We start from the raw sequence: 18,029 nt of genomic DNA, 5'->3' as shown, positions 1-18,029 counted from the left end.
GGAGCGCCTCAGCCTTTCGTGGCGATGAGCGTCACGCCGCCGGTCAAGGTGCGTGATCCGCTTTCGCCGATCGTGAAGACATGGACGTTGAAGGCCTTTGAGCCACGGAAGGCGGCGTCCCTCGGTTCGATCTCGACGGTGATCTCGGTTATCTGGCGGGGCTGCAGTGAAAGCGTTCTTGGAACGATCCTGACCGACCAGTCATCGGGAACGGGAAACCGGCCATAGGCCTGTTCCTCCAGCGCCTTGGCCCAGCGCGCCTTGCTCTCCGCGAGCCTCGGCTGCGGGGTGTCCGTGCGTTCGTCTCGACCTTGGCCGCGTGGCGGGGTACATGGTTGCAGCTTCGGCAGGCCGTAGCAGTCCGCCTCGATCTGGAAACGCCGGACGACCGAGGCCTCGTTGCGGACGCTGAAGGAGAACTTTGCCGGTGAGCGCATCTCGGCAATGTTGACGTTCTTCTGGCCGAGGTTGTTGCCGGGGTTGGCGTCATCGGCCCAGGAAAGCTGTGCTTGCAGGCAGTAATGGCCGCCGGTGGCGGGCGTGGTCCAACTGAATTCGGCATAGGCAGGGCAATCGATCGTGCCCTTGGCCCCGAGATTGACGGCGAGGTTGGCGATCGGCCGGGAAACGGTCTGTGCGCCGAAGGACAGGTAGGACAGCGCCACCCCGACGCCGACGGCTGGCGCATCATAGGACCCGTTCCAGACACGCACGCGAACGCGATAGGTGCGAGAGGGCTGCAGCGCACCGGTGACTGGCGCGGCGCCGTCGAAAATGTCGATGTCGGGATTGTCCCAGGTGACCGCGAGACCCTGCGCCATAAGATAGTACTGGGCATAGAGAAGAGGATCGGCGCGCTTGTAGATGTCGGGCGGCAGCTGGATACAGCAATCGTTCTGCGCAGGGCCTGGCAGCCGCTGGCGCTTGGCCAACCGGCACAGCAGCATGCGAATCGTCGCAAACAGCACCTTCAGCCCGACGGCAAGACGCTTCCAGAATTCGGCGGCGAACAACAGCAGTGCCGCGGTTCTGACGTGGTTGACCAGAGATCCTGCCATGTCGTGTTTCCCACGCTGAGAGGACGCAACGGTAGTGTTTTCCTGGCGACGTATCCCCGCCGGTTCTCCCGGCTATTTCTTCAGTGATCCCCGTCTTCTGTAGAAGTAGATGGCAGTGACAAAGACTATGGCCGCAATGACAAGGCCGCTCTCGAAAGTTCCCGAGCCATTGTCGGGAGAAAATCCAAAAATGCGTTCAATGAAATCCATTTCGGCCTCCCTCCGATCCTTTGACGCTACAGAAGGGTTTACCTTACGTCAATCAAGGCTTGGTCCGCGCCGTTCCTCACGCCTGAGCCGGGAACCAGGGAAACCGTCAGGGAATTTCGCGGGTCCTCCCGCAAACTTTCGTGATTTGCCCGTAGTTTGGCTTGGACATTATTTCGCCGGCCACGTAACAAATCAGTGCCGAGGCGCGAAGATCGGGGAGTGAACTCTTGTGAGCGGCAAGGACGAGGCCGAGCTTTCCCGGCTGATGCGGGCCGCGATCGCGGGAGATGAAAAGGCCTATGCCGACTTTCTCCACCGGATTGCCGCGCTGATCCGCGGCTTTGTCAGGCGCAAGATCGTGCAGGGCGGGGTCGATCCCGAGGATGTCGTGCAGGAAACCTTGCTGGCCATTCATGTCAAACGACACACTTGGCGCCAGGACGCGCCGGTGTTGCCATGGGTCTATGCGATTGCCCGTTTCAAGCTGATCGATGCATTCCGGCGACGCGGGCGGCGCATCGAAATTGATGTCGACGACATCGCCGAGACTTTCGCCGAGCCGGAAACCGAGACGGTCAGCGAGCGCGACATCAACCGGGCGCTCGACGGGCTGCCGCCAGCTCAGCGGTCCGTGGTTTCGGCCGTGTCCGTGGAGGGCCGTTCCATCGGTGAGACAGCGGCGAAGTTCGGCATCAGCGAGACGGCGGTGCGTGTGTCGCTGCACCGGGGACTTACCGCCATAGCCAAGCGATTCGGACAGGGGCGACTCGGACAGGGGCGGTTCGGACGGGAATGACATGAAGACCGACGATCTCATCAAGGCGCTCGACGCCGATGCTCGCAGCAAGGCGATGTCATTGCGCTCGGCCTGGTGGCTGGCGGCCGGTGCGGCCGTCGTCGCCGCGGCCGCTGTTTTCATGATGACAATCGGGCCGCGCCCCGACTTCATGGTTGCCGCGCACACGATCCGTTTCCTGTCCAAGTTTGTTTTCACCGTCGTGCTCGCCATCAGCGCCTTCGCCCTGATCCGTGCCCTGTCGACGCCGGGTGCTGCGACAGGCCGTGCAATGGCGGCGATGATCGCCGCGCCGCTGCTGGTCGCGGTGGCCGTGGTGCTGGAACTCTTCATGGTGCCGCAGGCGCTATGGGGCACGCGCATGATCGGATCGAACATGATGATCTGCATGAGCTTCATCCCGCTGATCGGCATCGGCCCGCTGGCCATCTTCCTGTGGATGCTGCGCTATGGTGCGCCGACACGGCCGGTGCTTGCCGGCACTGTCGCGGGGCTGCTTGCCGGCGGGCTGGCGGCGACCTTCTATGCGGCGCACTGCTTCGACGATTCGCCGCTTTTCGTTGCCACCTGGTATACGATCGCCATCGCGGCCCTCGCTTTGCTCGGCGCGCTCGGCGGGCGGCTTTTCGTGCGATGGTAACAGGATACCCGCGCCCACACCCCGTTAATACCGGTCCTTAATCATGCCGGCAATTGTTTGCCGGTTTCCCATGTCGCCGATGCCCCGGTCGCAACCATTCCTTAAAATCGATCCTTCAGGGTCTTAACGGAAAAAAGCGATTGCCCACGGGGGTGGCATAAATCGTGACATTGCGAAGTATCATCGGGCCGGGACAGTACAAGCATGCAGCTCTGGCGCTGCTTGTGGCCGGCTTTGCCGTGGTGGCCGCCTCGCTTGTGCCGTCAAGGCTGGACCTCGGCGCGGAAGCCCTCAGACTTTGCCTTCAAATGTCGGTCGCGGTTACGGTCTGCGCGCTTTTCCTGGCTCATCTGTTCATCACGCGCATCTCTGATGACCGGCGGCATATTGCGGAAAGCGAGCAGCGGTTCCGCCGAGCCATGGAAGACTCGGTCATCGGCATCGCCATCGTCAGCCTCGATGGGCGTATTCTCCAGACCAACCCAGCCTTCGCCGCCATGCTTGGCTATAGCCGCGAGGAAATCGAGGCGCTGACCTTCTTCCAGCTCACGCATCCCGACGATCTGCAGATCGGACGCGAAACGATGGCCGGCCTGAAGACGGGCACCGTCGATACTTTCCAATTCGAGAAGCGTTACCTCAAAAAGGATGGCGCACCCATTTGGGCCAATCTTGCCGGCTCCGTCATCCGAGACGAGAAAAGCGGCCGGCCGCTCTATCTCGTTTCGCAGATCGAGGACATCGACGCGCGCAAGCAGGCCGAGGCGCGCATCACGGAGGCGGAAACACGCTGGAATTTCGCGCTGGCCGGCGCCGGTCAAGGCGTCTGGGATTTCGACATGCGCAAGGGGGGCACCACCTATTCCCCCACCTGGGTCAAGATGCTGGGTTATGGGGATGGCGAGCTCGATGGCGACCCCGATCGCTGGCTGACGATGATCCATCCCGACGACCGCGCCGCGGTCGCGGAGGCTGATCGCGCCCATCTCGATGGCCAGACGGAATTTTTCGAGGCCGAGTTCAGGATGCGCCACAAGGATGGCCGCTGGGTTTGGATTCTCGACCGCGGCAAGGCCATCGAGCGCGATGCGGACGGACAGCTGATCAGAGCGATCGGCAGCTTGACCGACATCACCCTGCGCAAGCAGGCCGAAGAACGGCTCATCGTCTCGGCGGCGATGCTGGCCGACGAGAAGGAGCGGCTGAGAGTGACGCTGCAATCGATCGGCGATGCGGTCATCTGCACCGATGCCGCGAACCGCGTCACCTTCATGAACCCGGTGGCCGAAAAGCTGACCGGCGTTTCCGGCGACGAGGCACTCGGCAAGACGCTGAGCCATGTCTATTGGGCAGTCGACGAGGAGACCGGCCACAGGATCGGCATGACGCGGCCCGTGACAGGCGAAGAGGCGCGCTCCGACCAGAACAGCCGCGCGGTCCTCATCCGGTGCGACGACACACGCTGCAGCATCCGCCAGGTCGTGTCGCCGATCATCAACGAGCGCAACGAATTCGGCGGGCTGGTGATCGTCTTCCAGGACTTCACCGATGCGCGCGCCCTGCAGCGCCAGCTTGCCCATGCCGCCGCGCACGATGCGCTCACCGGGCTCGCCAACCGCTCGAGCTTCATCCTCGCCATGGAGGGATTGGTCGATCAGGCGCGCAAGGACGGCACGATGGCCGGGGACCGCCATCAGTTCATGTTCATCGACCTTGACCATTTCAAGCTGGTCAACGACACGGGCGGTCACGCTGCGGGAGACGCCCTGCTGAAGCGGGTCGCGGAGGCAGTGCGCGGCGTGCTTGGTTCTGAAGACATCGTCGCGCGTCTGGGTGGCGACGAATTCGCTGTTATCCTGAAGTCCGGTTCTGCCGCTGGCGCGCGGCTCGCGGCGCGTTCCATCATCGATGCGATAGCCGGCCTCAACTTCACCTGGGAGGGCCGGCCGCACGCGATCGGCGCCAGCATCGGGCTGACGGCGATCTGCGCCAATTGCGGCGAAGTCGACGAGATCATCGCGAGGGCCGATACCGCCTGCTATGCGGCCAAGGCGGCCGGGCGCGGATGCGTTTGCATGGCACCCGACGGCAAAACCGCCGACGACAGGTCAGAACCACCCAAGCCGCTCGCCGCGGCCTCGTGACCGGACGCGTCAGCGCGTCGGAACGGGGTGCTCGCCGCGATAGTCGTAGAAGCCGCGTCCGGTCTTGCGGCCGAGCCAGCCGGCCTCGACATATTTGACCAGCAGCGGGCAGGGACGGTACTTCGAATCCGACAGGCCGTCATGCAGCACCTGCATGATCGACAGGCAGGTATCGAGGCCGATGAAATCGGCAAGCTGCAGCGGTCCCATCGGATGGTTGGCGCCGAGCCTCATGGCGGTGTCGATGGCATCGACCGAGCCGACGCCCTCATAGAGGGTGTAGATCGCCTCGTTGATCATCGGCAGAAGGATGCGATTGACGATAAAGGCCGGGAAATCCTCCGAGACCGTGATCGTCTTGTCGAGCTGCTTCACATAGGTCTTCGCCGCCTCGAAGGTCTGGTCCTCGGTGGCGATGCCGCGCACCAGTTCGACCAGCTTCATCAGCGGAACAGGGTTCATGAAGTGTATGCCGATGAACCGCTCCGGCCGGTCGGTCTGCGCCGCCAGCCGCGTGATCGAGATCGACGAGGTGTTGGTCGCCAGAATCGCTTCGGGGTTAAGCTGCGGGCAGAGCTGCGCATAGATCTTGCGCTTGACGGTTTCGTCCTCGGTCGCCGCCTCGATCACCAGATCGGCGCCGGCAAGATCGGCCATCGTCGGTGCCGACGCGATGCGTGCCATGGCCTGGTTACGGAGTTTCTCGTCGAGCTTGCCGGACCCCACTTGACGGGCCATGTTGCCGCTGATGGTGGCGATGCCCTTCTCGATACGGTCGGGCGATATATCGTAGATCAGCACCTTGTAACCCGAAAGCGCGGAGACATGCGCTATGCCGCCGCCCATCTGGCCCGCACCAATGATGCCGATCGTCTCGATCTTGCTCATTACCCGATCCCGTCCGGAGCGTTTTTCGCCAGAATCGCGAACCGCCCCATCTCTTTGTTTTCCCGCAATTCCCGGCGCAAAAAACCTGCGCACTGCCGCTGGAATTGCTCTCAGCCTTTGTGGCCTGCTTATTGTGCGGTGCAAACTAAAAGGGTGGGGCGACTTCGTCTACCCCACCCCTGGCAATTTAATACGGTTGCGCGGAAGCGTCAAAGTGCCTTCTGTAACTCCGGCAGGATGACGAAGAGGTCGCCGACGAGGCCGTAGTCGGCAACCTGGAAGATCGGCGCTTCCTCGTCCTTGTTGATGGCGACGATGACCTTGCTGTCCTTCATGCCGGCGAGGTGCTGGATGGCGCCGGAGATGCCGACCGCAATGTAGAGATCGGGGGCGACGACCTTGCCGGTCTGGCCGACCTGCCAGTCGTTCGGCGCATAGCCGGCGTCGACAGCGGCGCGGGAAGCACCGACGGCGGCGCCGAGCTTGTCGGCGACAGGCAGGATGACTTCCTGGAATTTTTCCGAGGAACCGAGCGCACGGCCGCCCGAGATGATGATCTTGGCCGAGGTCAGCTCCGGACGGTCGGTCTCCGACAGCTTGTTCTCGACGAAGGTGGACAGGCCGGGATTGGCAGCCGCATGAACCGTCTCGACCGAAGCCGAGCCACCCTCGGGTGCCGCCTGGAAGGAGGCGGTGCGCACGGTGATCACCTTCTTGGCGTCGCTCGACTGCACCGTCTGGATTGCGTTGCCGGCATAGATCGGCCGCTTGAACGTATCCGGCGAGACCACTTCGATGATCTCGGAGACCTGGGCGACATCGAGCAGGGCCGCCACGCGCGGCGCGACGTTCTTGCCGGCGGACGTCGCCGGCGCGATGATCGTGTCGTAGGCGCCAGCCAGCGAGACGACCAGCGCCGCCGTCGGCTCGGCCAGGCGCTCGGCGAGCTCGTCGGCTTCGGCGAGCAGCACCTTGCTCACGCCCTTCAGCTTGGCGGCGGCATCGGCCGCACTCTTGGCGCCTTTGCCGGCCACCAGCACATGAACGTCCAAGTTGATCTGCAGGGCTGCCGAAAGCGCCTTGGCGGTCTGGTCGGAAAGCGTTGCGTTGTCGTGTTCTGCGATGAGGAGAATTGCCATCTTTTTATCCCTTCCCAGCCTTACAGCACGCCGGCTTCGTTCTTGAGCTTGTCGACCAGTTCGGCGACGCTCTTGACCTTGACGCCCGCCTTGCGGCCGCCCGGCTCCTCGGTCTTGATGACCTTGAGGCGCGGCGTGACGTCGGCGCCGTAGTCGGCCGGGCTCTTCTCGTCCAGCGGCTTCTTCTTGGCCTTCATGATGTTGGGCAGCGAGGCATAGCGCGGCTGGTTGAGGCGAAGGTCGGCGGTGACGATCACCGGCATCTTCAACTCCACCGTCTGCAAGCCGCCGTCGACTTCGCGCGTCACCTTGGCATGGTCGCCCTCGAGTACGACCTTGGAGGCGAAGGTGCCCTGCGCCCAGCCAAGTAGGGCGGCCAGCATCTGGCCGGTCTGGTTGGAATCATCGTCGATCGCCTGCTTGCCGAGAATGACAAGGCCTGGCTTCTCCGCCTCGACCACGCCCTTCAGCACCTTGGCGACGCCGAGCGGCTCGGTCTGTTCGTCGGTCTTGACCAGGATGGCGCGGTCGGCGCCCATGGCGAGCGCGGTGCGCAGTGTTTCCTGCGCCTGCTGCGGGCCGATCGACACGACGATGATCTCTTCGGCCTTGCCGGCTTCCTTGATCCGGATCGCTTCCTCGACCGCGATCTCGTCGAACGGGTTCATCGCCATCTTGACGTTGGCGAGTTCCACCGCCGAACCGTCGGCCTTCACGCGAACCTTCACATTCGCGTCCACAACCCGCTTCACGGGCACAAGGATCTTCATTTGCCTGTCACCTCTTCACGCTAGTTGGGCGCGCTATAGCAGCCTGCGCCCTTTCTGAGTTGTCGAAAGCCGACATTCCGGATGGAAATTCTGGTCTTTGCCCGCCTTGCGGCTGCTCCTTAACCGCCTTGGGCTGCGACGGAGACGTTTCCGTAATTGTGGCAACCCTTGTCGTCAATACGCTGGAAGCTGCTCAAATCGGTTCAGTTCGAGCCAGTAGGGTTTCCGCGGCCCCAGCGCGCCGCAGTGACGGACGTTTGGGGGGTGGCTGGTTCGCCAACGGCCGGCGGCTGTTCGGGGGTCGGAGCCACGGCGTCCTCGTCAGCGGGGGCAAACAGCGGCACGCCGCGACTGCGCAGGACCAGCACCAGGACCGCGCCGGCAATGATGCCGCCGATGTGGCAGGCCCAGGAGATCTGATCCTCTCCACCGGCCGCGAACATGACGACCTGGAACAGCACCCACAGGATGAGCGGAATGAAGGCTGGAATACGCAAGGGGATGCGGGCAAAGGCAAGCACCCACACCTTTACCCTGGGGTAGAGGATCAGGTAGGCGACTACCACGCCGGCAATGGCGCCCGAGGCGCCGATCAGCGGCACTTGCGAATCCCAGGCGATGAGTCCCTGGAAAGCGGCTCCGGCGATGGCGCAGAGGAGATAGAAGATCAGGTAGCGGATGTGGCCGAGCGCATCCTCGACATTATCGCCGAACACCCAAAGGAACAGCATGTTGCCGCCGAGATGGAAAATGTCGGCATGCAGGAAGGAGTAGGTGAGGTAGCTCAGGCTCTCGGGGATGATGATAAAGCGAGGGTCAAGCTCGGCCGTGTCGTGAACGACGGAGGGGATGAAGCCGAGGCCAAGCACGGCGGCATTGGTGAAGTTCTCGCCGCCGAGCGCCGTGGCGCAATAGACCACGGCGTTGGCGACGATCAGCCCGATCGTCACATATTGCAGCCTGATGTGGCGCAGCCTGTTGGTGTCGTAAAGCGGGATGAACATTTGTCGTTGGCCTCCTCCCGCCTTTCAGTCCGTTCAGCGGTTCTTGCCGGGAACCCATAGCACGTCGGCATTTCCATTGTCATTGACCGCCCGGGCGGCGACAAACAGGAAATCCGAGACGCGGTTGATGTATTTCAGCCCGTCGTGGTTGACGTGTTCGGCCGGGTCCTGAGCCAGGGCGACCATCAGCCGCTCGGCTCGCCTGGCCACGGTGCGGGCAAGATGGAGGGCGGCCGCCGCCGGCGTGCCGCCGTTCAGCACGAAGGATTTCAGCGGCCGAAGGTCTTTGTTGAGGAGGTCGATGTCGCGCTCGACACGGTCGGTCTGGGCGGCAACGATGCGCAGCGGCTCGTAGCCAAGCGGCTTGCCGTCATCAGGCACGGCGAGATCCGCGCCGAGGTCGAAAAGGTCGTTCTGAATGCGGGCAAGCATGGCGTCGATCGCCTGATAGCTCTGTGCGGTATGCACGCGAGCCATGCCGATGCAGGCGTTGGCTTCGTCGACCGTACCATACGCATCCACCCTGAGATCGGATTTCAGCCGCCGCTCACCAGTGCCGAGCCCGGTGGTGCCGTCATCGCCGGTGCGGGTGTAGATCTTGTTGAGCTTGACCACATCGCCTCCCGAAGGCCCTCACTTGCGGGTGAAATACACGGCAAGCAGGATCAGCGCCAGCGCCACGGCCTGCAGCAGAACGCGCGCCTGCATCAACTTGTTGGAGGTCACGCCGGAGCCGCCGCGCATCATGTTGATGAGGCCCCTGATCAGCACGACCACCACGGCGGCCATGACCAGAATGGCAAGGATATTGAAGGCAGTGGCCATTTTGTGTTTCCAGTTCTTTGCTTGTTCAGGCGCGCTTGGCGAGCAGGCGGTGGAGCATCGAGGCAGGCAGGATGCGTTTGAGCATGGCCCCGATCTTGGCCGATATTGTTACCACATAGTGCGGGCGCGGGCGCCGCGACAGAAGTGCATGGCAAAGCACCTTGTGGACCACTTCCGGCCCGGGCTTCAGTGCCGATTGGCTGCCGCCGGCGCGCATGCGTTCCAGCTGCGCGGCATAGTCGGCGCGATGCACGGAATTCTTGTGATCGATATTCCTGAGGAACCAGGCCAGGCCATTGCTGGCGATCTTCGATTTCACCGGCCCCGGCTCGATCAGCGAGACATGGATGCCGCTGCCGGCCAGTTCCTGGCGCTGGCAGAGCATCAAGGCCTCCAAGGCATGTTTGGACGCCGAATAGGCGCCACGGAAGCGCACAGGCACGAGACCCAGAATCGATGAGCAATGGACGAGGCGGCCGTGGCCCTGGCGGCGCATCACCGGAACCAGACGGCGGGTCAGGTCGTGCCAGCCGAAGAAATTGGCCTCGAACTGCTCCTTGAGCGCCGCAACGGGCAGATCCTCGACGGCGCCTGCCTGCGCGTAGGCGCCGTTGTTGAACAGCGCGTCGAGCCTGCCGCCGGTGCGGTCGAGCACTGCCGCCACCAGGGCGGCGATCGATGCCGGTTCAGTGTAATCGAGATAGAAGGCCTCGATGCCGTCCGCTTCGAGCGCGGCGATGTCTTGCGGCTTGCGCGCCGTCGCGAACACCCGCCAGCCCTCGGCCTTCAACGCACGGGCGCAATAGGCGCCTATGCCGGAAGACGCACCGGTGACGATGATGGTGCGCAACTCTGCCGCTGGAGAATTCGAGGTTTGACGAAGGGTTGCCATTTGTCGCATTCCCTTCCCATATTCGCGGCGTCGAGACAATCGAAGGGAGCGCGCGTTCTTGCTGCGGAATATTGTCGCCCTGCGCCGCGTGCTCTACGACGCGCTCGGCCATTTCAACACCGATGACGGCTGGGCGATGGCCAGCCATCTGGCGATCACCTCGCTGATGGCGCTGTTTCCGTTTCTGATCTTCGCCACGACGCTGGCCAGCTTCCTCGGCGCCCAGGCCTTTGCCGACACCGCCGTGCATCTGGTCTTCGACACATGGCCCGAGCAGATCGCCAAGCCGATCGCGCGCGAGGTGCTGAACGTGCTGACCGTGAGGCGCACCGACCTGTTGACTTATGGCGTGCTGCTTGCCGCCTATTTTGCCTCTAACGGCATCGAGGCGCTGCGCACGTCGCTCAACCGCGCCTATCGGGTCACCGAGACGCGCGGCATCATCTATCGCCGGGTGCAGAGCATCTTCTTCGTGCTGATCGCGACCGCCGGGTTCCTGGCTATCAGCGTGCTCCTGGTGTTCGCGCCCCTGCTGGCGCGGCTGGCGGAAGCCCATTTCGAGTGGATCAAACCCTATACGGGCACGAGCACGCTGTGGCGTTACGTCATTGCCTCAACGGTCATCATCGGCGGACTTTTTGCCGTCCACTACTGGCTGCCGGCCGGCAAGCGCCGTTTCGTATCGCTGATACCCGGCATCATCTTCACACTGGCCGCATGGCTTATCGGCTCGACGATGTTTGCCACCTATCTCGATCACTTCTCGTCCTATGTGACGACCTATGCCGGTCTCGCCTCGATCATGATCGCTGTGGTTTTCCTCTACATCGTCTCGGCGATCTTCATCCTCGGCGGCGAGCTCAACGCCGCGATCAGCCGCTATCTGGAGGCGCGCGCCCGGGTCGGTTGACCGAACTGAAGAACTGAGGAATTGAAGAAATAGGGAAACGAAGAATGGGGAATTAAAGAGTTGAAGAGAAGTACACAGCGCGAGATAGGCCTCAATTCCTCAATTCCTCAATTCCTCAATTCCTCAATTCCTCAATTCCTCAATTCCGCAATTCTTCCCTTGGTCTGACGAACTGTCGCCAGCCCAACGCCGAACGTGGTGATCGCCATGCCGGCGATCTGAAGTGCGTTGAGCTGTTCGTTGAACAGGGCCCAGGCGATGATGGCCGTCACCGCCGGCACGAGGTAGAACAACGACGCCACTTTCGACATCTCGCCGTCGCGGATCATCACCATCAGAAGGAAGATGGCGCCGAGCGACAGCACCAGCAGCAACCAGGCCATGGCGAAGATCAATTCGCCATTGATGACGACGGTTTGCGTTTCGAAGGCAAGCGAAGCCAGGATCATCAGCGAAGCGCCGCCGACATATTGCCACATGGTGGCCGCCACGAGATCACCGCCGGAAGCAAAACGCTTCTGCCAGATGGTGCCGGCACTCATGCCGAGCACGGAGACCAGGGAGGCGATCAGCGTGGCCGCCGTCACGCCGCCGCCGAGCGCCCCGAGTTTTGGCCACAGCACGATGACGATGCCGACAAGGCCGATAGCAAGGCCAAGCCAGTGGCGCGGCAGGATGGCCTCGCCCAGAAACTTGCCAGCGAGCATCGCGGTGATCAGCGGCTGCAGGCCCACGATCAGGGCCGAAAAACCGGCCGGCATGCCCCTATGAATGGCCCAGAAAACGGCGCCGAGATAGACGCCATGCATCAGCACGCCGGCACCGGTGGCATGCAACGCCTCGATGCGGGTGGCTGGTTTCGAGCCCAGCACAAGCATCAGGACGCCAAGCAGGGCGGCGGCCAGCACGAAACGCGCCGCGAGGAAGGTGAACGGCTCCGCCCACGGCATGGCGTAACGCGCACCGATGAAGCCGGTCGCCCAAAGGACGACGAAGGTGGCGGGGATGAACCGCTTGAGGCTGGACATTTTCCGGAAACCGCCGCGCTGGTGAGAATTGACCGTCGAGATGCTCTAATCTCGTTCAACCCTGCACGCAAAACGAAACGATTGATCCATGCGTCATGGGGATTCAACGTGCCCGATCGATTTGACGATCTTCGATCGCGATTGAGATCAAAGCCCGACGGCTCCCTGCCTGCGGCGACGCCCGGACGGCATTTTCTTGGCGAGGCAGCCGCGTCTGTGGCAAAATAGCCGTATGGACAAGAACGACGGCATCTCAGACGACCTCTTGCGGCGCATCGATGCGCTAACGGCACGCTCGACGCTGACGCGTGCCCAGATCATTGAAGACGCGCTTGCGCGCGGACGCTCGCTCGCCTGGCAAGAAAATTGGATCGCTGGCGTCCAATCCGGACTTGAAGAGGCCGACCGTGGCGAGTTCGCCACGGAGGAAGAAATTGCTTTGGTGCTCAACCAATACAGCCAGGCGTAAGCCGGGCGATCATGCGCATCATCTGGACCAGACGCTACCTGACGGAGCTTGAAACTATCGGAGACTACATCAGCGAACGCAATCCACGCGCCGCTGCATGCCCTTACAGTCCGACCATCTTTCTGACATCGTCCGGCGAAGCGCCGGCTTCGCGCAAGGCGGCGAGACCGGTATCCCTGAGGCTCTTCGACAGTTTTCGCCCGTCCGGCCCGAGGATCAGCCGATGATGGAAATAGGCCGGCCGTGGTAACCCCAGAATCTTCTGGAGCAGCCGCTGCACCCCGGTCGCGGAAAACAGGTCCTGTCCGCGTACGACATGGCTGACGCCTTGCAGTGCATCGTCGATGACGACCGCGAGATGGTAGCTGGTCGGGATGTCCCGGCGCGCCACGATCACGTCGCCCCAGTCTTGCGGACAGGCTTCGACCGGGCGCGTCGCGGAAAGCGTCTCATCGGTGAATTCGGCCCATGTGATGTCCTTGCCGGCACGCGCCATGGCGGCGCCGACGTCCAGCCGCCAGGCGAAAGGCGCATTCTCGGCGATGCGCCGTTTGCGTTCCTTCATCGGCAATGCCTTGTCGACCTGGGGATAGAGCGGCACACCGTCGGGATCGCGCGGCCAGTCGCGTCCGCGCCTTTCGCTGGCGATGAAAGCCCTGATCTCGCCACGGCTCATGAAGGCGGGATAGACCAGTTCCTCGCGGATCAGCCGTTCCAGCACCGCTTCGTAGTCGGCGAAATGCTCGGATTGCCGGCGCACCGGCTCTTCCCAGCCCAGGCCCAACCATTTCAGGTCGGCAAACATGCCCGCCTCGAACTCCGGCGTGCAGCGCGTGGTGTCGATGTCTTCGACACGAAGCAGCAGGCGGCCGCCCGTATGCCTCGCCAGCTTCTGATTGAGCAGCGCCGAATAGGCGTGGCCCAGATGCAGTTCGCCGTTGGGGCTGGGCGCGAAGCGGAATGTCAGGAGCGTCATGTCTCAGGCGGCAATCGGGTTGTGCTGCGGTTTTGGCCATTGCTACTTTGCGGCACATTTTCGGACAAGGATATCATGCAGCGCATCGCGACAGTTGACGACGTTGAGCGGGGACTGGACGCGCTTTGCCTCATCGACCCGCGCCTGGAAAAAGTGCGCGGCATGGCCGGCGAGGTGCCGCTCAGGCTTTCGGAGCCCGGCTTCAGGAGCCTGGCCTCGATCATCGTCTCGCAGCAGGTGTCGCGGGCCAGCGCCGATGCCATCTTCGGCCGGCTGACGAAACTGGTCGATCCGCTGACGCCGCAAGCGATCCTGGCCGCCGGCGAGGACATGTTTCGCGAGGCCGGCCTGTCGCGGCCCAAGCAGCGTGGCCTTGTCGCGGTCGCCCAGGCCGTAGCCGACGGGCTCGACCTGCATCACCTTTGTTCGCTGGACGCTGGGGAGGCAATCGCCAGGATGACGGCCGTGCCCGGTATCGGTCCCTGGACGGCGGAAGTGTATCTGTTGTTTGCCGCCGGGCACCCCGATATTTTCCCGGCGCGCGATGTCGCCCTGCAGAGCGCTGTCGGCCACGCGCTGGGCATCGACCCGCGTCCAGCGGAGAAAACACTGATCGCATTGGCCGAATCATGGAGCCCGTGGCGAGGTGTCGCATCGCGGCTTTTCTGGTCCTATTATCGCGAAACCAGGGGCCGGGACGCCGCACCGCCGGCCTGAATTTGCAAAAAAGCATAAAAATCATGCGTTTTTGGCACGTCGCGCGAGCGACAATCCGCTTCACATCCCTGTCATGTCGGGCTTACAGTATCCGCGCCGAACGGTCGGGCTTTTGAAGCAGCGCATGATCCTTTCCGAAAGTCGAATTCGATTTTCGGGATCATGTGCGAACCAAGGAGGTCAACAAGGTGACGGTTGCCGTATCTCCGGATGGGCTTCCAGCGCTGGTGCTGAATGCGGATTACCGCCCGCTCAGCTATTACCCCTTGTCGCTCTGGTCCTGGCAGGATGCCATCAAGGCGGTGTTCCTCGACCGGGTGAACATCGTCGCCGAATACGAGCATGCGGTATCCTCGCCGACCTTCTCGATGAAGCTGCCGAGCGTGGTCAGCCTGAAGGCCTATGTGAAGCCGTCCAGGCATCCGGCCTTTACCCGCTTCAACGTCTTCCTGCGCGATCGTTTCCAGTGCCAGTATTGCAGCACGCCCGACGACCTGACCTTCGACCATGTCATCCCTCGCCATCGCGGCGGTGCCACGACATGGGAGAATGTCGTCGCCGCCTGTTCGCCCTGCAATTTGAGGAAGGGCGGGATGATGCCGTCGCAGGCAAAGATGTGGCCGCTGCAGAAGCCGTATCAGCCAACCGTGCACGATCTGCACAATAACGGCCGGCTGTTTCCGCCCAACCATCTGCATGAAAGCTGGATGGATTATCTCTACTGGGATGTCGAACTGGAGCCTTGAGTCCGTACGAGAATTCGGCAGGCTGGCCGCCTGAAGCGTTTTTTGGGTCTGAGCGGCAACGGGGCAACAAAGGATTTCACGCATCGTCGCCATCGGTGCTTGAGGGTCGCGCAGCAGCCGGTGCTCCCTCGTGCGCTAAAATCCGGTAGTGCGAAGGCATATCGACCGAGCGCCGCATCGTGTCATGGACGTTTAATCCTGAGCGGTCGGCCGGATAACGATGCTGCTCGCCCACAAGCAGACCGGCGCATAAGTCCGACTTCTCCGGCCACAATGGGTCACTCAATCTGCCGAATTCTTGAATGATCTCGCGACGGCGCTGTTGTGTCAGTCACGAGACAGAGCGCCGCGGAAGGCGACGGCGGCGAGGATCAGGCTGGCGATGGCATTCCAACCGGCCAGGGACAGGCCGAGAATGCGCAAGGCGGCCTTGTCGCAGGAGGGCGGCACGAATTTGTCGAGCGCGTCGAGCACGCCTTTGCCGCCGGTGTCGACCGGTCCGGCCCCGGCCGTGCAATCGGCCGGACCCTGCCACCAGCCCCATTCGACGCCGGAGTGATAGACGCCGAGATAAAGGCCGTAGAGCATCAAGAGGCCGCCGATCGCCAGCAGGCCGCGCGTCAGCCATGCCGGTGCGCGCAGCATCGATGCGATCACCGCCAGCACCATCAAAGGCACGCCAATGTAATATGGGGTGCGCTGTTCCAGACAGAGATGGCAGGGTATGTATCCGCCGATGTGCTGGAAACCGAGTGCCGAACCAACGGTCGCGGCCATCGCGACCGCGAGAAACAAGGCAGCGCGTGTCCGCTGGCGGCCGGTATCGGCATTCATGGTCGCTGTCATCGGTCTCTCGTCCATCGTGTTCGCCGTCCGCCAGATCTGCTTGCACGCTCTCGAAACCGTTGCGCGGTTTGAGCGACAAGCGTCAGAGAGCGTATTTGATCAGGATATAGAGCAAAATCAGGGCAACCGCGGCGGCGCCGGCGATCAGGCCCAGGCGTTTTTCGATGAATTCGCGGATTGGCTCGCCATAGCGGCGCAAAAGCCACGCCAGCAGCACGAAGCGGCCGCCGCGCGCGATGATGGCCAGCACGATGAACAGCGCCAGATTGACGCCAAGGGCGCCGGACAGGATCGTCACGACCTTGATGGGCGGCAGATGCGCGGCACCCGAAGTGACCAGCATTAGGGCGATGAATTCGATGCTCACGCCGGCAGAGGAGCGCAACTGCTCGAACTCGTCATACTTGCCGTAGAATTCGAGGATGGGCCGCGCCACCGCGTCATAGGCGTAGTGGCCGATGAACCAGCCGGCAATGCCGCCCAGCACCGAGGCGACGGTGGCGATGAAGGCATAGCGATAGGCGCGATCCGGCCGCGACAACGCCATCGGCAGATAGAGCACGTCGGCCGGCACTAGGAATACCGAGCTTTCGACGAAAGCGATGAAGGCCAGCCACCATTCGGCCGATTTGCGGGCCGCCAGCGACAGGGTCCAGTCGTACAGTCCGCGAAGCATCGGCTCTCCTAGTGCAAGTGACCCAAAACCGCACGGCCGCCCTGGGACAAGGGCATGGATGAAAAAAGGACGCAAAGCGCGCCGCAGCATGTCTCCAGACACGGCGCGCTTTGGTGCGCCGCCTGTCTAGAAAGATTTTCCGCGCTGCACAATGGCAGCACCGCCACGAAATCGAAAGGCGAAGATTGGTCGCATCCAGTGCGATACCGAAAATTGGCCAGTTGACGAACAGGCGTCCGACCGTATAGTCCGCGCCCATCCAGGCCGCCCGGCCTGAGCCCCTATGGCGGAATTGGTAGACGCGCTCGACTCAAAATCGAGTTCCGCAAGGAGTGCTGGTTCGATCCCGGCTAGGGGCACCATTTGATCGCTTTGAAGTCAACAAATCCAACCCCAAGACCGTGGGCGTGAGCCAACTTGGTCAGACCACATTTTAGCTCGCTGACCTCGGGGCTTCGCGCTAGGCTCTATCTTTAACGTTCATCGTTGGGAGGAAACGCGGTGAACAGGACGCGGCATCGGATATTACCCCGCCTGACAAGCGAAGAGCTTGTTTCCATGACGCTATCGGGGTGGGAGGCATTTGCGATAATCTCCACACGGGACGTGATCGCGGAGGTTCGACGCATGGCGCCGGACTGGCCGTGCAGCGATGACGCCCTGGTGGAGGCGGTCGTCAAATTCGCAACTGGTCGGACCATGGCCGTTTGTTTTGATCATCGCGACCAACATCCCCTTTGAAGTTCAGCGAGCATTTCACCGGAGGTGGCGCGCGCGGGAAGGCTTTCAAAGCGGGAGGCGCCCGTTTGCCGGCGTCAGCCAGTTCTCGATCCGCAAGACCAAGCTGAGGACACCGCAGCTGTCTGCCCAGGACGGAGAAGGACGCCGGCCCATGCCGGCGCCCTCTCAACAAAATGGACGTTTGAACGAACTACCAGCTTTGGCGGCGATACCAGTCGTCGACCTCCTGGCGAACGCGATCCTTCGCGATGCCGTAGCGTTCCTGAATCTTGCCCTCCAACTGGTCGCGCCTCCCGGCGATCTGGTCGAGATCGTCGTCGGTGAGGTCGCCCCACTGTTCCTTCACCTTGCCCTTGAATTGCTTCCAGTTTCCTTCGATGCGGTTCCAATCCATGGTTCTCTCCTCGATGGTCTGTCGAAAGCAGGGCGAGCACGGCCCCGTCATGACATCCAAACATCCAGCTCTGCTAAAATGTTCCGGGATGGCTCGCCAATATTCACATACGGATGTCGCATTGAGCGCTTCGGGAGGTGGGCAGCGATGATCGCCGGCT

General features: G+C 62.5%; 20 protein-coding genes and 1 tRNA gene. 8 read left to right on the top strand and 13 right to left on the bottom strand.

What is annotated here, in order from left to right; translation table 11 throughout:
* Positions 1–8 precede the first annotated feature (8 nt).
* Positions 9–1,058 carry a hypothetical protein gene (locus tag M653_RS0111370; protein WP_027143467.1) on the bottom strand — a complete coding sequence of 350 codons (1,050 nt, stop codon included), beginning with the start codon at positions 1,056–1,058 and terminating at the stop codon, positions 9–11.
* Positions 1,059–1,497: 439 nt separating this feature from the next.
* Here M653_RS0111370 and M653_RS0111365 point away from each other — a divergent pair, with 439 nt between their 5' ends.
* The 3 genes from M653_RS0111365 (at position 1,498) to M653_RS0111355 (ending at position 4,848) form a co-directional block, all read left to right on the top strand.
* Entirely contained in the window at positions 1,498–2,064 is a 567-nt protein-coding gene (locus M653_RS0111365) for a sigma-70 family RNA polymerase sigma factor (protein ID WP_027143466.1), read from the top strand.
* Position 2,065: 1 nt separating this feature from the next.
* Positions 2,066–2,704 carry an NrsF family protein gene (locus M653_RS0111360; RefSeq protein WP_027143465.1) on the top strand — a complete coding sequence of 213 codons (639 nt, stop codon included), beginning with the start codon at positions 2,066–2,068 and terminating at the stop codon, positions 2,702–2,704.
* A gap of 164 nt (positions 2,705–2,868) precedes the next feature.
* Entirely contained in the window at positions 2,869–4,848 is a 1,980-nt protein-coding gene (locus M653_RS0111355) for a PAS domain S-box protein (protein WP_027143464.1), read from the top strand.
* Positions 4,849–4,857: 9 nt separating this feature from the next.
* On the opposite strand, the gene M653_RS0111350 is transcribed toward M653_RS0111355, so the two are convergent.
* The 7 genes from M653_RS0111350 to M653_RS0111320 form a co-directional block, all read right to left on the bottom strand.
* Complete coding sequence (locus M653_RS0111350; RefSeq protein ID WP_015315562.1) at positions 4,858–5,736, bottom strand: 3-hydroxybutyryl-CoA dehydrogenase; 879 nt, start codon at positions 5,734–5,736, stop codon at positions 4,858–4,860.
* 209 nt (positions 5,737–5,945) lie between these two features.
* Positions 5,946–6,875 carry an electron transfer flavoprotein subunit alpha/FixB family protein gene (locus tag M653_RS0111345; protein WP_027143463.1) on the bottom strand — a complete coding sequence of 310 codons (930 nt, stop codon included), beginning with the start codon at positions 6,873–6,875 and terminating at the stop codon, positions 5,946–5,948.
* Between the two features lie 20 nt (positions 6,876–6,895).
* On the bottom strand, positions 6,896–7,645 hold the full coding sequence (locus M653_RS0111340; RefSeq protein WP_027143462.1) for an electron transfer flavoprotein subunit beta/FixA family protein: 750 nt from the start codon (positions 7,643–7,645) through the stop codon (positions 6,896–6,898).
* A gap of 203 nt (positions 7,646–7,848) precedes the next feature.
* Complete coding sequence (locus M653_RS0111335) at positions 7,849–8,649, bottom strand: rhomboid family intramembrane serine protease (RefSeq protein WP_027143461.1); 801 nt, start codon at positions 8,647–8,649, stop codon at positions 7,849–7,851.
* A 33-nt stretch (positions 8,650–8,682) separates the two neighbouring features.
* The gene (locus tag M653_RS0111330) at positions 8,683–9,264 is read right to left on the bottom strand and encodes a cob(I)yrinic acid a,c-diamide adenosyltransferase (protein ID WP_027143460.1); all 582 of its coding nucleotides are present in this window, start codon (positions 9,262–9,264) and stop codon (positions 8,683–8,685) included.
* 18 nt (positions 9,265–9,282) lie between these two features.
* Entirely contained in the window at positions 9,283–9,474 is a 192-nt protein-coding gene (locus tag M653_RS0111325; protein ID WP_015315567.1) for a twin transmembrane helix small protein, read from the bottom strand.
* A gap of 25 nt (positions 9,475–9,499) precedes the next feature.
* Complete coding sequence (locus M653_RS0111320) at positions 9,500–10,366, bottom strand: SDR family oxidoreductase (protein WP_084636597.1); 867 nt, start codon at positions 10,364–10,366, stop codon at positions 9,500–9,502.
* Positions 10,367–10,424: 58 nt separating this feature from the next.
* Here M653_RS0111320 and M653_RS0111315 point away from each other — a divergent pair, with 58 nt between their 5' ends.
* On the top strand, positions 10,425–11,276 hold the full coding sequence (locus tag M653_RS0111315) for a YihY/virulence factor BrkB family protein (protein ID WP_027143458.1): 852 nt from the start codon (positions 10,425–10,427) through the stop codon (positions 11,274–11,276).
* Positions 11,277–11,407: 131 nt separating this feature from the next.
* Here the strand turns inward: M653_RS0111315 and M653_RS0111310 are convergent, their stop codons facing one another.
* Positions 11,408–12,304, bottom strand: a complete 897-nt coding sequence (locus M653_RS0111310; RefSeq protein WP_027143457.1) for a DMT family transporter — start codon at positions 12,302–12,304, stop codon at positions 11,408–11,410.
* A gap of 232 nt (positions 12,305–12,536) precedes the next feature.
* Here M653_RS0111310 and M653_RS0111305 point away from each other — a divergent pair, with 232 nt between their 5' ends.
* Positions 12,537–12,773: a ribbon-helix-helix protein, CopG family gene (locus M653_RS0111305; RefSeq protein ID WP_027143456.1), complete on the top strand. Its 237-nt coding sequence runs from the start codon at positions 12,537–12,539 to the stop codon at positions 12,771–12,773.
* A gap of 103 nt (positions 12,774–12,876) precedes the next feature.
* Here M653_RS0111305 and gluQRS read toward each other — a convergent pair whose 3' ends face one another.
* Positions 12,877–13,749, bottom strand: a complete 873-nt coding sequence (gene gluQRS / locus M653_RS0111300; protein WP_027143455.1) for a tRNA glutamyl-Q(34) synthetase GluQRS — start codon at positions 13,747–13,749, stop codon at positions 12,877–12,879.
* Between the two features lie 75 nt (positions 13,750–13,824).
* Between gluQRS and M653_RS0111295 the strand changes: the two genes are divergently transcribed.
* Together M653_RS0111295 and M653_RS0111290 are read left to right on the top strand one after the other, a co-directional pair.
* Positions 13,825–14,466, top strand: a complete 642-nt coding sequence (locus tag M653_RS0111295) for a DNA-3-methyladenine glycosylase (RefSeq protein WP_027143454.1) — start codon at positions 13,825–13,827, stop codon at positions 14,464–14,466.
* A 188-nt stretch (positions 14,467–14,654) separates the two neighbouring features.
* Positions 14,655–15,212, top strand: a complete 558-nt coding sequence (locus tag M653_RS0111290; RefSeq protein ID WP_027143453.1) for an HNH endonuclease — start codon at positions 14,655–14,657, stop codon at positions 15,210–15,212.
* A gap of 327 nt (positions 15,213–15,539) precedes the next feature.
* On the opposite strand, the gene M653_RS0111285 is transcribed toward M653_RS0111290, so the two are convergent.
* A complete protein-coding gene (locus M653_RS0111285; protein WP_027143452.1) occupies positions 15,540–16,058 on the bottom strand; it encodes a disulfide bond formation protein B in 519 nt (172 codons plus the stop codon).
* A gap of 82 nt (positions 16,059–16,140) precedes the next feature.
* Positions 16,141–16,734 (bottom strand): YqaA family protein, encoded by a 594-nt coding sequence (locus M653_RS0111280; protein WP_027143451.1) that lies wholly within the window; start codon positions 16,732–16,734, stop codon positions 16,141–16,143.
* 277 nt (positions 16,735–17,011) lie between these two features.
* Here M653_RS0111280 and M653_RS0111275 point away from each other — a divergent pair.
* A tRNA-Leu gene (locus M653_RS0111275) sits at positions 17,012–17,096 on the top strand.
* A 569-nt stretch (positions 17,097–17,665) separates the two neighbouring features.
* Here M653_RS0111275 and M653_RS0111265 read toward each other — a convergent pair.
* Complete coding sequence (locus tag M653_RS0111265) at positions 17,666–17,869, bottom strand: CsbD family protein (protein WP_027143449.1); 204 nt, start codon at positions 17,867–17,869, stop codon at positions 17,666–17,668.
* Positions 17,870–18,029: the final 160 nt, after the last annotated feature.

It is taken from the genome of Mesorhizobium sp. WSM3626 (assembly GCF_000513935.1).
Taxonomy (GTDB): domain Bacteria; phylum Pseudomonadota; class Alphaproteobacteria; order Rhizobiales; family Rhizobiaceae; genus Mesorhizobium; species Mesorhizobium salmacidum.
This window is presented reverse-complemented; position numbering and strand designations above follow the sequence as displayed.

Coding starts and splice junctions, on each gene's coding strand:
- M653_RS0111345 (WP_027143463.1), bottom strand. CDS start 6,875: ATGGCAATTCTCCTCATCGCAGAACACGACAACGCAACGCTTTCCGAC.
- M653_RS0111265 (WP_027143449.1), bottom strand. CDS start 17,869: ATGGATTGGAACCGCATCGAAGGAAACTGGAAGCAATTCAAGGGCAAG.
- M653_RS0111360 (WP_027143465.1), top strand. CDS start 2,066: ATGAAGACCGACGATCTCATCAAGGCGCTCGACGCCGATGCTCGCAGC.
- M653_RS0111310 (WP_027143457.1), bottom strand. CDS start 12,304: ATGTCCAGCCTCAAGCGGTTCATCCCCGCCACCTTCGTCGTCCTTTGG.
- M653_RS0111370 (WP_027143467.1), bottom strand. CDS start 1,058: ATGGCAGGATCTCTGGTCAACCACGTCAGAACCGCGGCACTGCTGTTG.
- M653_RS0111295 (WP_027143454.1), top strand. CDS start 13,825: ATGCAGCGCATCGCGACAGTTGACGACGTTGAGCGGGGACTGGACGCG.
- M653_RS0111340 (WP_027143462.1), bottom strand. CDS start 7,645: ATGAAGATCCTTGTGCCCGTGAAGCGGGTTGTGGACGCGAATGTGAAG.
- M653_RS0111305 (WP_027143456.1), top strand. CDS start 12,537: ATGGACAAGAACGACGGCATCTCAGACGACCTCTTGCGGCGCATCGAT.
- gluQRS (WP_027143455.1), bottom strand. CDS start 13,749: ATGACGCTCCTGACATTCCGCTTCGCGCCCAGCCCCAACGGCGAACTG.
- M653_RS0111280 (WP_027143451.1), bottom strand. CDS start 16,734: ATGCTTCGCGGACTGTACGACTGGACCCTGTCGCTGGCGGCCCGCAAA.
- M653_RS0111335 (WP_027143461.1), bottom strand. CDS start 8,649: ATGTTCATCCCGCTTTACGACACCAACAGGCTGCGCCACATCAGGCTG.
- M653_RS0111325 (WP_015315567.1), bottom strand. CDS start 9,474: ATGGCCACTGCCTTCAATATCCTTGCCATTCTGGTCATGGCCGCCGTG.
- M653_RS0111285 (WP_027143452.1), bottom strand. CDS start 16,058: ATGACAGCGACCATGAATGCCGATACCGGCCGCCAGCGGACACGCGCT.
- M653_RS0111320 (WP_084636597.1), bottom strand. CDS start 10,366: ATGGCAACCCTTCGTCAAACCTCGAATTCTCCAGCGGCAGAGTTGCGC.
- M653_RS0111350 (WP_015315562.1), bottom strand. CDS start 5,736: ATGAGCAAGATCGAGACGATCGGCATCATTGGTGCGGGCCAGATGGGC.